Genomic DNA, 10,374 nt, shown 5'->3' with positions numbered 1-10,374 from the left:
GACGCGCTCAGCAACTACTTCGCCGGCTTCATGCGGCCAGCCGACCGGACACGGTGACGGCGCTTCCCGGAGCGGCGCCTCTACTCTGCCGGGGGTGGATTGCGCGACCATCATCGTCTGCCGATGGCGAGCCGTCCGCTACGGGAGGTAGCACTGACATCGGCGGGGACGCGCTCGCGGTAAGCGGTCGCCATCGACGTCGAGACGTCGATGGCGGCTGTAAACTTTTCGGCCCCGCGACCGCCAGGCACGCCGAGGCAGACGGTTCCGCATGCGTCGGCTGAGGAAGGGGAGGGGTGTCCGCCAAGCAGCTTGATCCGATCCCGTCGATCGGCGGACTTCCGTGCTCGTGAGGCAGACCTGCTCTTATCGCACGGCCTGACAGCGTGGGTGCGGAGGGCCGGGGGCGTGAGGCACACCGGCGCGCGAAATAGTCTCATCTCGTGGGGTAGGGGGCGCTCGGGCTGAGATCCGTATGCAAGACCGCACCGCGCCGACAATGCCGTGCTGTCGTTTCGGCGGCGCGCCGGTTAGACGCAACCGCATGACCGAATCTCGAACCGTGATCATCGCCAGCCTAATCCAACCACCACTACTACGGCGACGGGCACGTAACCTTTCCGGCGCCGTCGACGGCCTCGGAGGAGATCAGGTTCCACCGCGTCGAGGGCACGTATGCCCGCGGGCGGGGCCGCACGAATGCCGCCGAGGCGAAAGCGATCACGTCTCTTATCCGGCGCAAGCTCGTCTCTTGGCTGGACCTGCCGGAGGCGGACCGGCCGACAATGGGCGTCATCACCTTCAACGGCGAGCAGCAGTCCTTGATCCTCGACCTGCTCGATGAGGTGCGCCGAGCCGACCCCCGGCTGGAGTGATTCTTCGCCGACGAGCGGGACGTCATGCTGTTCTCGATCACCTTCGGTGCGTTCGCAAACCGGCGTGTCGGGGTTCGGATCGACATGGGCATCGTGCACCCGGACTTCGCCGGCGCTTACCTCGCCGAGGTGGAGTGCGACGGGGCGCTGTATCATTCCAAATGAGGTGACGCTCACGACGGGTCGGGGAACCACAGCGGAGAGGGCAGGAGCCTCGTAACCGGTCGGAAGTCGACCTTCGGCGACTGCTTGTGACGGGGGAGTGCTCGTTCTTCCCGGGCGGCAAAGGAGCAGATCACCGCATGGCTCTTTGATCTTGACGCTTTCGACTTCGCACACCCCCGCCGAGAGCGTGCGCAGTCGATTTCCCGAAGTTGACCAGGCGGGACAGGTCGCTTATTCATCCTACCAATGAAAGAGACCTCACGCCTCGTCGCGTGGCGCTCTGGCGCTGCGCTTGCCGCACAATCTGTCGGGAGCCGGATCCTTCGAGGGGATTACCCGGAGGGAAAACGGCTGCCGCGAGAGGAGGAGCTGGCGGAAGAACTCAGTGTCTCTCGCAATACCCTTCGCGAAGCCATGAAGCTCTTGGCGGCGAAATCGCTCGTCCGCGTCGCGCCGCGACGAGGTACAGTGGTTCTTGAACGCGCCGAGTGGAATATTCTCGATTCCGACGTCTTGGACTGGTTCGGTCTCGAAATTGGGTGCGATCGAATGTTCCTGCAGGAGCTCGGGCGCATGCGCCAGATCATCGAGCCGGCTGCCGCCTTCGACGCGGCGCATTGTGCAAGCATCGAGGATGTCGCCGCAATCGCCGATGCCTATGCGGAGATGGCCGCATTAGCCACTGACGGGGCCTTCGAGGCGAGAGTTTCGGCCGATCTTGCCTTCCATGTCGCCGTGGCGGACGCCTCCGGCAACCGGTTTTTCCAGTCGATTACGCGCTCGATCATTCACGCGCTTCGCAGGTCCTTCGAGGCTCTTATCGATCCGCCAGGGAACTATGAGGCGAACCTGGCCAACCACCGCGCCGTACTCGACGCTATTCGCATTGGTGACCCCGAAGGTGCGCAAGCGGCGATGATGAGGCTCCTGCAGCGCAGCGAGTATGCGATGGAGCGGCTGAGCGGCAGGGCGATTGAGTGCGAGCAAGACGTACTGGACGAAGGGAAGGAAACATCTTGAACAAAACCATAGTCGTCGTCGGCGGATCAACGGGCATCGGGCGCGCTATTGCCGCCGGCTTTGCGTCTGAGGACAGGACATCCGTAATTGCGACCGGACACGAGCGGGTAGGGCACGACGAAGTCCCAGCGGGGGTGGAGAGTGTCGTGCTCGACGTGCGTGAGGCGGAAGCCATCAGCTCATTTTTTTCGGCTTTTGACCGGCTGGACGTGCTGGTGAATTGTGCCGGGATCATCCGGCGCCAAGGCGCAGAGTTCCGGCAGGCGGACTTCGCCGAGGTCGTGGACGTGAATCTCAACGGCACGCAGAGGTGCTGTGAGGCCGCTTTTCCCTCTCTGAAGGCTGCGAAAGGCTGCGTCATCAACACGGCCTCGATGCTGACCTTCTTCGGCAGCGGGACATCGCCGGCTTATGCCGCCTCGAAGGGCGGGGTAGGGCAACTCACCAAGTCCCTGGCCGTCGCGTGGGCGGCGGACGGGATCCGTGTGAATGCGCTTGCGCCCGGCTGGATCGAGACCGCGCTGACCGCTGCGCTCGGACAGGACGAGACTAAAAGCAACGCGATCCTTGGCCGCACGCCCATGCGCCGGTGGGGGCGCCCCGAGGATCTGGCTGGACCCGCCCAGTTCCTTGCTTCGCCCGCCGCTGCTTTCGTGACCGGGGCAATCCTGCCTGTCGATGGTGGCTTCTCGGCCGCTTGATACCGCCACTTCTTGGAGAATGAAGATGACTCAGACCGATGAACAGGCCCGGATGCCGTACCAGTTGCCAATGCCCGCGGAGGCGGGCAGGGACATTGTGGTCCCGCACGCGATCCCGGAGGATGACCGCGTCTGGGTACCGCAGGCAGAAAACGTGTGGTTCCGCCCGCTCTGCCTGAATGTATCGCAGGGGTACTGGGTGAACCTTCTCAAGGTCAGGAAGGCTGGAGTCCTCACCCGTCACCGGCACCCCAATCCCGTGCACGGTTTCGTGCTGAAGGGACGCTGGCACTACCTTGAGCACGACTGGGTCGCCGAGGAGGGGGGGTATGTCTACGAACCGCCCGGCGAGACGCACACGCTGGTGGTCCCGAATGACGTGGAGGAGATGATCACGCTCTTCCAGGTGAACGGGATCATGTACTACGTGGATCCGTGGGGAAAACACCTTGGATATGAGGACGTGTTTACCAAGGTCGATCTGTGCAGGGCGCACTATGAGAAGGTCGGGCTCGGGCGTGACTTCGTACAGCAGTTCATTCGCTGATTCTCCGATGCCGGACCGCAGTGACTCGAGCCGGAGCGCGAGGTGAGCCAAATCCCGTTCCGCGCCATCAGCGTCTTCTACGAGGTCGCGACGCAGCAGAGCGTCGCGGCCGCGGCGGAACGACTTGGCGTGACACCGTCTGCGGTGAGCCAGCAGCTTCGCAATCTCGAGGAGCAGGTCGGCAAGGTCCTGGTTGCGAAAGTCGGCCGGAAGATCCGCCTCACCGAGGCGGGCGAGCAGTACTACGAGATGATTGCAGAGGATGTGGAGCACATCATCACGTCCACCAACCGGATCCGCGGCGCGCAGACAACAACACTCCTGACAGTGCGCGCATCGCCGTCGATCGCAACGAAGTGGCTCCTGCCGCGCCTGCCGCGCTTCCTGGATGCCAACCCCGATCTCGACGTGCACCTTGACGGCTCGAACGAACCGACCGACTTCGCACGAGACACAGTGGATATTGGCGTCTACCACGGAACGGGCCGATGGCCCGGGCTGCACGTACAGCCGTTGGTGGACGAGCCATTTTTGCCCGTCTGTGCACCGACACTCACGGGGCTCGACGATCTCGCTATTTCCGACATTCCCAACCACCGCATGATCGTGTCGGTAAAGTGCCAGGTCCAATGGCGGGACTGGTTTGGCCTTGCTGGGCATCCGGATCTCGAGGCGCGGCGCCGCGTGCTCTTTGACCGCTCACACATGACCGTGGACGCCGCCTGTTCCGGGATGGGGATCGCGCTCGAGAGCGCGCTGATGATGGATCGGGAGCTTCGGGAGGGGCGGTTGCACATCCCAGTGGCAGAGGTGCCGAAGGTCGAACTCTGCACGCAGTGGCTCGTCTGCCCGCACCAGAACACGCGGCGTCGCCACGTTCGGCGGTTTATAGATTGGGTGCGTGCGGAAGCGGAAGAATGGCGATCCGCCCTCGATCTCCCAATGCTTAGATAAGCTGATCAATCGAAAAGAATTACTCAATTGTGCTGTTGGGTTGCGGTGCGCAACACTCTGTGGGCGGCACGCTGCGGCGGCCGTGAGAGGGAGGCTCTCGACCGGGAACAGACCACGACGCCTTATGGGCGAACGGTGATGGTCGCGCTCCGGCACCCGCTCGGGATCGGGGGCCTAATGGAACACGTGGCGTGAGCGCCATCGAGAACGAGGAAGTGAAGGAATGAACTTGTCAGCGATGCTCGCCGAGCGACATGCCGAAGGCCGTCCTGTCCGCGTGGGCCTGATCGGCGCGGGCAAGTTCGGCTCGATGGTGCTGGCGCAGGCAAGGACGATTCCCGGCTACCACATCGTCGGCGTAGCCGACCTGGATGCCGGTAAGGCGCGGGCCTCCCTCGATCGGGTGGGATGGGAAGCTGCGCAGTACAGTGCGCGCTCCCTCTCCGACGCTTACGACACAGGCGCGACGCACGTCACCGAGGATGCCGGATCGCTTTGTACCTTCGAGGGCATCGACTGCATCATCGAGGCGACAGGCCACCCCCTTGCTGGGGTCCGGCACGCGCTCAAGGCGATCGACGGCAACAAGCACATCGTGATGGTCAACGTGGAGGCCGACGTGATGTGCGGCCCGCTCCTTGCCGCCAAGGCTCGCGAGAAGGGGCTCGTCTACTCGATGGCCTATGGCGATCAGCCTGCGTTCATCTGTGAGCTCGTGGACTGGGTCCGTTCCTGCGGATTCGAACTGATTTCGGCCGGGAAGGGCATGAACTTTGAGCCGCCGTATCGTTACTCCACGCCCGACACTGTGTGGGGCTACTTCGGTTGGAGCGAGGAAGAAGTTGCTGCAGGCGACTTCAACCCGAAAATGTACAATTCCTTCACCGACGGCACGAAGGCGGCGATCGAGATGGCGGCTGTCGCGAACGGCACTGGCCTTGACTGCCCCGATGACGGCCTCGCGTTCTACCCGTCGGGGCTCCAGGATCTCGCCAGCGTGTTCAAGCCCGCGAGTGATGGCGGACGGCTGCCAGAGGCAGGCTTGGTCGATATCGCGGCGAGCCAGGAGCCGGATGGACGCGAAGTGCTCAACAACATCCGCTACGGCATGTTTGTGACCTTCAAGGCCCCGGACGCCTACACGCGCGATTGCTTCCAGCAGTATGGGCTGCTGACGGACAAGTCGGGCTGGTACGGCTCGATGTGGCGACCCTTCCACCTGATCGGGCTGGAGACGTCGGTGAGTGTTCTCTCGGCCACCTTGCGCGGAGAACCGACGGGCACCTGCAAAGAGTTTCGCGGCGACGCAGTTGCAACCGCGAAAAAGGACCTGGCGCCGGGCGACATGCTGGACGGGGAAGGCGGCTACGCCGTCTGGGCGAAGGCCATTCCCGCGGAACGCAGCCTCACCTTGGATGCGCTGCCCATCGGGCTGGCGCACAATGTCCGCCTGAAGAAAGCGGTAAAGCGGGACCAGGTGGTGCGCATGTCCGACGTGGAGCTTGTCGAGGATCTCGACGTCGTCGAGGTGCGCAAGGAGCAGTGCAGGAAGATGGCCACGAAGTCGGTGGCCGCCTGATGCCGCAGCGTTCAGGGCAGTTCGTCGTAATCGCCGAGTTCGAGGTGCCGCCGGAGCGCCTTGGTGGCTTTCTCGAGGCCGCCGGCGACGATGCAAGACACTCGGTCGCCGACGAGTCAGGGTGCCTCCAGTTCGATGTCTCGGTGGAGCAGGGCGACCCGGCGCGCGTGGTGTTTTACGAGGTTTACAAGAGCCAAACGGCGTTTGACGCGCACCTTCAGACACCGCATCTCGCTCGGTTTCGCAAGGCCCTGCCGCTCGTCTCGAAGGAATTTCCCCCGCGGTTTCTCGAGCGCACGCATCCGGGAGGCGACACTTGAGCGCTTCCAGTCGCATAGCGTTCTTGGGTACCGGACTCATGGGCGCTCCGATGGCCGCAAATCTCGCGGCCGCAGGGTTTCGTGTCACCGCGTGGAACCGGACGGCCGAGAAGTCCGAAAAGCTGCAGGAGCACGGTGTTGCCGTCAGCCTGGACGCGCGCACCGCCTGTGCCGACTGCGAAATGGCCGTGGTCATGCTGAGCTCCGGCCCCGTTTGCCGCGAGGTGCTGTTCGGGGACGAGGGTGTCGCCGCCGCCATGCCACGCGGGGCGTTGCTGGTGGTGATGAGTTCGATCTCGGTCGCCGAAGCGGGGGAGCTCGCCGCAAGGGCCGCAGAACTGGGTCTGCGGTGGCTGGATGCGCCGGTCTCTGGCGGGGAGGCCGGCGCTAAGGCCGCAACGCTCTCGATCATGGTTGGGGGCAACCGAAAAGAGGTTGAAGCCGCACGTCCTGTCTTCGAGGCCCTGGGCCGACCGGTTCACATCGGACCGGTCGGAACCGGTCAACTCGCCAAGCTTGTGAACCAGCTTACCGTCGCCAGCACCCTCGTAGCCGTCTCAGAAGCCCTGCTGATGGCCGAGGCCGGTGGTGCGAATCCAGCGAAGGTGCGGGAAGCCCTGCTGGGTGGTTTCGCCCGATCGCACATCCTCGAGATGCACGGGCAGCGGATGATCGACGGTGATTTCACTCCGGGCGGACCGGCGAAGTACCAGATCAAGGACACCGCCGCAGCACAGGCGCTGGCGCGCGACCTTGGGCTGCAACTTCCGATGCTGGATCTCGCTCATGACCTGTTCTCCGCGCTTGTCGACGGTGGCGGTGGAGAACTCGACCATAGCGCGCTGATCCTCGAACTGAGGCGTCGGAACGGTCGGCTCTCCGATGGAGAGCGGAACGGTATCTTCGAACGAGTTCATCAAGGGAGGAAAGATGATGAAACTTAGCAATTTCAAGTTCACGCGCCGGGCCATGTTCGGGCTCGTCGGCGGGGTGATGGCCACGACCGCGGCGCTTCCTGGGTTCGTCGCGGAGGCACAGGCCCAGACGACCCTGAGGCTTGCCGTGGCCGACCCCGGGCAGTCTTCCGTTGGACGGGCGGCGAGCCGTTTCGCCGAATTAGTGGACGAGAAGACCAGCGGAGAGGTTCAGTTCCAGGTTTTCCCTGACGGCGTGTTGTTCGGAAAGGATCAGAACGCCGCGGTCAACCAGCTCGGTTCCGGCGCGCTCGACGGGCTGATTTTGGCGAGCTCGGTCTACGCCTCGTTTGAGCCGCGCATGAATGCGATCAGTCTTCCGTACTTGTTCAAGGACTACGATCAGCTTCAGGGTTACCTCGCGGGTGAACCCGGCCAGACGCTCCTCGCGTCACTCGACGACCTCGACATCCACGGTCTCGGTTTCTTCATCCGCACGTTCCGGAATGTGACGAGCCGCGAGACCCCGATCACGGCGCTGGAAGATTTCGAAGGTGTCACACTGCGGACGCCGAACAATCCGCTCTTCGTTCAGCTCTTCGACGCACTCGGCGCAAATCCGACGCCGATGGCCTTTTCCGAGGTTTACAGCGCGCTGCAGCTTGAGGCGATCGACGGACAGGAGAACCCGGTCGAGGTGCCATGGAACAACAAGTTCTATGAGGTCCAAAACCACCTCAACATGACTCAGCATCTCGCCGACAGCTATGTTCTCGCCCTCTCCAACAACGCGTGGGAGCAAATTCCGGAGGAACACCGTGCGGCCGTCGAAGAGGCCGCCGCGCAGATGATCAAGGAGCATGACGCGGAAGAGATCGCCCAGGAGGAGGAAATCATCGAGAAGCTGAAAGGCGAGGGGATGCAGGTCAATCGTTTCTCCGACGGCGAGCTCGAGAAGACACAGGAGGTCGCACGCGGCATCTACGACCAGTTCCGCGAGCAAATTGGCTCCGATTTCATGGATCAGAGCCTGGAATTCGTGCAGAACAACTGAGACTTTTTGAAGGGCAGCTTCTGCTGCCCTTCAACGCCATAGGGAGGAGTCCGCATGGCCAAGTTAGAGCGGGCCATTTGGTCGGCAGTTGACATCCTGCTGTTCGCGGCGGTTGTCGGCATGACCTGTCTGATTGCACTTCAAGTGGGATCGCGGCTGGCCGGCGACTCGATCTCCTGGACCGAAGAGCTCTCTCGCTTCCTGTTCATCTGGACGGTCTGGCTCGGGATGGCTGCCGGCTTTCGCCGTGGCCACCACCCCTCCCTCAGCATCCTGTCGGTGTTTCTGCCGCGGCCCGTGCAGGTGATCCTGCGCTTTCTGACACCGCTCTGTGCCGCACTCTTCTTCGGTCTCGTCGGCTGGTTCGGCTTCGAGTTGCTCCAGCAGCAGCTCCGGTTCGGTGAGATCTCGCCAATCCTCCAAGTCGGCATGTGGGTCGCAACGGTGCCAATTGTCGTGGGTTCAGTGCTCGCCGTCTTGGGTGCCTTCATCCACGCTGCGGAAACGGACCGTTACGCGCCGCTTCACGGCAAGGTGGAAGCATGAGCCTCTTTCTCCTCGCAGCGTTCGCTGTCCTTGCGCTTCTGGATGTTCCGCTGTCGCTGGCATTGGGCGTCGCAGCAGTCGGTACCATGTGGTTTCATGGGCTTCCGCTGTCGATGATCACCCAGACGATGGCGACCTCGATCAATTCCTTCCTCCTCATCGCGGTGCCGCTGTTCATTCTCGCGGGACAAATCATGGAGAGGGGCGGGCTCTCGGAGCGGATCTTCGACGCGGCCGAGGCTGTCGTTGGCCGTTTTCGAGGTGGTCTGGGGCACGTCAACATCGCCTCCAGCTTCGTCTTCGGAGGCATATCCGGATCTTCCGTTGCGGACATTGCCAGCCTGGGTCCCATCTCGATACGCGCAATGACAACGCGTGGTTACCCGTTGCCATACGCCGCAGCCTTAACACTGATCACAGCCACTCTGGCAACCTTGGTGCCCCCTTCAATCTTGATCATCTTGGCGGCGGCCTCCGCCGGACAATCCGTCGGCGCGGCGTTGGCGGGAGGTCTCGGGCCGGGCCTGCTGCTCGCGGCAGTCTTGGCTACCTACAACGTGTACGTTTCTCGACGGCGCGGGTACGGAACCGTCGCCCGGTTTGACAGTCGTCGGAGCCTGCGCGCCATCCTGCGCGCAATTCCGTCTGTCGGTGCGCCAGTCATCATCCTGACTGGCATGTTCTCCGGCTTTGTCACGCCGACGGAGGCGGCGGGATTGGCTGTGCTTTACACACTCATCGTCGGAATGGCCGTGCACCGCGAGCTAAAATGGCGCGAGTTTATTGGTCTCATCGTCGTCGCCGGCCAGACGGCCGGGTCTGTCCTACTCATCCTGATGGTCGCGAGCGCCGCGACTTTCGTGTTCACTGTAGACATGCTGCCGCAACAGGCTTCTGGGCTGTTGTCGCAGGTGGCAGGGACGCCGTTCGTCACGCTGCTCTTCATGGGCGTGGTCTTTCTGATCGTGGGGATGCTGATGGACATCGTGGCGGCTGCCCTCATGCTGATACCTGTCCTTTTACCTGCTGCGACCGCCGCAGGGGTGGAGCCGCTCCACTTTCTCATCTTCATGACGGCGAGTCTTGCAGTAGGGCTCGCTTCTCCACCCGTCGGGACGTGTCTCTTTGCGACGGCCCAGGTCTCTAAGGTGCCGGTCGAGCGACTGGTTCTGGCGGCGCTGCCATTCTACGCTCTCAACATCGCTGTGCTCGTGCTGATCGCTGCAGTGCCGGAAGTTGTGTTGGCACCGGCGCGGTGGCTTACATAATTGGATTTTTCTTGGCGCGGCGACTTCGCAACGCAAAGGATGCCCGGTATGCCTCGAGTTGTACGACGCAGGCGAGAGGCGCAGCACAGGCCAAGATGACAGGAGCAGCATCCGGCGGTACTGTTTGCGAGCATTCTGAATCAAGTGCAGGCGGCAACCGGATTGGCAAATACCGGACCCGCGCGATGGTCACGTGCCGATTCCGAGCGTAGTCGGGGTCTGGTAGTCCAAGGCAGAACGCAAGCGTGCGTTCGATGTTGTGGTCAGCGGCCCGGGCGGTGATCACGATCCTCGCATGAGCGAGGTTGCGATACATGGTCACGTTAAGCAGTTCGTCGCGCACGGTCCCGGTCATTACCACGTCCACATACACGCACATGACCATTAGCACGGCACCGATAACTATTTTAGCGCTGGCTACCTGCACGTGC

11 protein-coding genes and 1 pseudogene are annotated in these 10,374 nt (G+C 62.8%); 11 read left to right on the top strand and 1 reads right to left on the bottom strand.

What is annotated here, in order from left to right; all coding sequences use genetic code 11:
• The first annotated feature begins 899 nt into the window (after window positions 1-899).
• From BM162_RS22980 to BM162_RS19350, 11 genes are all read left to right on the top strand, one after another.
• Complete coding sequence (locus BM162_RS22980; protein ID WP_177215271.1) at window positions 900-1,040, top strand: putative endonuclease domain-containing protein; 141 nt, start codon at window positions 900-902, stop codon at window positions 1,038-1,040.
• 246 nt (window positions 1,041-1,286) lie between these two features.
• Window positions 1,287-2,060 (top strand): FadR/GntR family transcriptional regulator, encoded by a 774-nt coding sequence (locus tag BM162_RS19395; protein ID WP_093425252.1) that lies wholly within the window; start codon window positions 1,287-1,289, stop codon window positions 2,058-2,060.
• Window positions 2,018-2,761: an SDR family NAD(P)-dependent oxidoreductase gene (locus BM162_RS19390; RefSeq protein WP_093425250.1), complete on the top strand. Its 744-nt coding sequence runs from the start codon at window positions 2,018-2,020 to the stop codon at window positions 2,759-2,761. The genes BM162_RS19395 and BM162_RS19390 overlap by 43 nt, the downstream gene beginning before the upstream one ends.
• A gap of 19 nt (window positions 2,762-2,780) precedes the next feature.
• Window positions 2,781-3,308, top strand: a complete 528-nt coding sequence (locus BM162_RS19385) for a 2,4'-dihydroxyacetophenone dioxygenase family protein (RefSeq protein WP_093425249.1) — start codon at window positions 2,781-2,783, stop codon at window positions 3,306-3,308.
• 42 nt (window positions 3,309-3,350) lie between these two features.
• Window positions 3,351-4,262, top strand: coding sequence for a LysR substrate-binding domain-containing protein (locus BM162_RS19380; RefSeq protein ID WP_093425247.1), 912 nt, complete (start codon window positions 3,351-3,353; stop codon window positions 4,260-4,262).
• Between the two features lie 238 nt (window positions 4,263-4,500).
• Window positions 4,501-5,841: an NAD(P)H-dependent oxidoreductase gene (locus tag BM162_RS19375; RefSeq protein WP_245759347.1), complete on the top strand. Its 1,341-nt coding sequence runs from the start codon at window positions 4,501-4,503 to the stop codon at window positions 5,839-5,841.
• Entirely contained in the window at window positions 5,805-6,161 is a 357-nt protein-coding gene (locus tag BM162_RS19370) for a putative quinol monooxygenase (protein WP_218153143.1), read from the top strand. The genes BM162_RS19375 and BM162_RS19370 overlap by 37 nt, the downstream gene beginning before the upstream one ends.
• Complete coding sequence (locus tag BM162_RS19365) at window positions 6,158-7,105, top strand: NAD(P)-dependent oxidoreductase (protein WP_093425243.1); 948 nt, start codon at window positions 6,158-6,160, stop codon at window positions 7,103-7,105. Before BM162_RS19370 ends, BM162_RS19365 begins: the two co-directional genes overlap by 4 nt.
• Entirely contained in the window at window positions 7,092-8,129 is a 1,038-nt protein-coding gene (locus BM162_RS19360) for a DctP family TRAP transporter solute-binding subunit (protein WP_177215270.1), read from the top strand. The genes BM162_RS19365 and BM162_RS19360 overlap by 14 nt, the downstream gene beginning before the upstream one ends.
• Before the next feature lie 54 nt (window positions 8,130-8,183).
• Window positions 8,184-8,675 (top strand): TRAP transporter small permease, encoded by a 492-nt coding sequence (locus BM162_RS19355; RefSeq protein ID WP_093425239.1) that lies wholly within the window; start codon window positions 8,184-8,186, stop codon window positions 8,673-8,675.
• Window positions 8,672-9,943, top strand: a complete 1,272-nt coding sequence (locus BM162_RS19350; RefSeq protein ID WP_093425237.1) for a TRAP transporter large permease — start codon at window positions 8,672-8,674, stop codon at window positions 9,941-9,943. The genes BM162_RS19355 and BM162_RS19350 overlap by 4 nt, the downstream gene beginning before the upstream one ends.
• A 246-nt stretch (window positions 9,944-10,189) precedes the next feature.
• On the opposite strand, the pseudogene BM162_RS23635 reads toward BM162_RS19350, so the two are convergent.
• A pseudogene (locus BM162_RS23635) lies at window positions 10,190-10,292 on the bottom strand (integrase core domain-containing protein); the annotation flags it as partial.
• Window positions 10,293-10,374: the final 82 nt, after the last annotated feature.

The organism is Tranquillimonas alkanivorans (assembly GCF_900115595.1).
Lineage (GTDB): Bacteria > Pseudomonadota > Alphaproteobacteria > Rhodobacterales > Rhodobacteraceae > Tranquillimonas > Tranquillimonas alkanivorans.
The sequence above is the reverse complement of the archived record's forward strand: the minus strand, read 5'-3'. Positions and strand labels throughout refer to the sequence as shown.

What these genes read in the sequence shown, in the direction of transcription:
- BM162_RS22980 (WP_177215271.1), top strand. Translation starts at nt 900, where the DNA reads ATGCTGTTCTCGATCACCTTCGGTGCGTTCGCAAACCGGCGTGTCGGG.
- BM162_RS19395 (WP_093425252.1), top strand. Translation starts at nt 1,287, where the DNA reads ATGAAAGAGACCTCACGCCTCGTCGCGTGGCGCTCTGGCGCTGCGCTT.
- BM162_RS19385 (WP_093425249.1), top strand. Translation starts at nt 2,781, where the DNA reads ATGAAGATGACTCAGACCGATGAACAGGCCCGGATGCCGTACCAGTTG.
- BM162_RS19375 (WP_245759347.1), top strand. Translation starts at nt 4,501, where the DNA reads ATGCTCGCCGAGCGACATGCCGAAGGCCGTCCTGTCCGCGTGGGCCTG.
- BM162_RS19355 (WP_093425239.1), top strand. Translation starts at nt 8,184, where the DNA reads ATGGCCAAGTTAGAGCGGGCCATTTGGTCGGCAGTTGACATCCTGCTG.
- BM162_RS19350 (WP_093425237.1), top strand. Translation starts at nt 8,672, where the DNA reads ATGAGCCTCTTTCTCCTCGCAGCGTTCGCTGTCCTTGCGCTTCTGGAT.
- BM162_RS19360 (WP_177215270.1), top strand. Translation starts at nt 7,092, where the DNA reads ATGATGAAACTTAGCAATTTCAAGTTCACGCGCCGGGCCATGTTCGGG.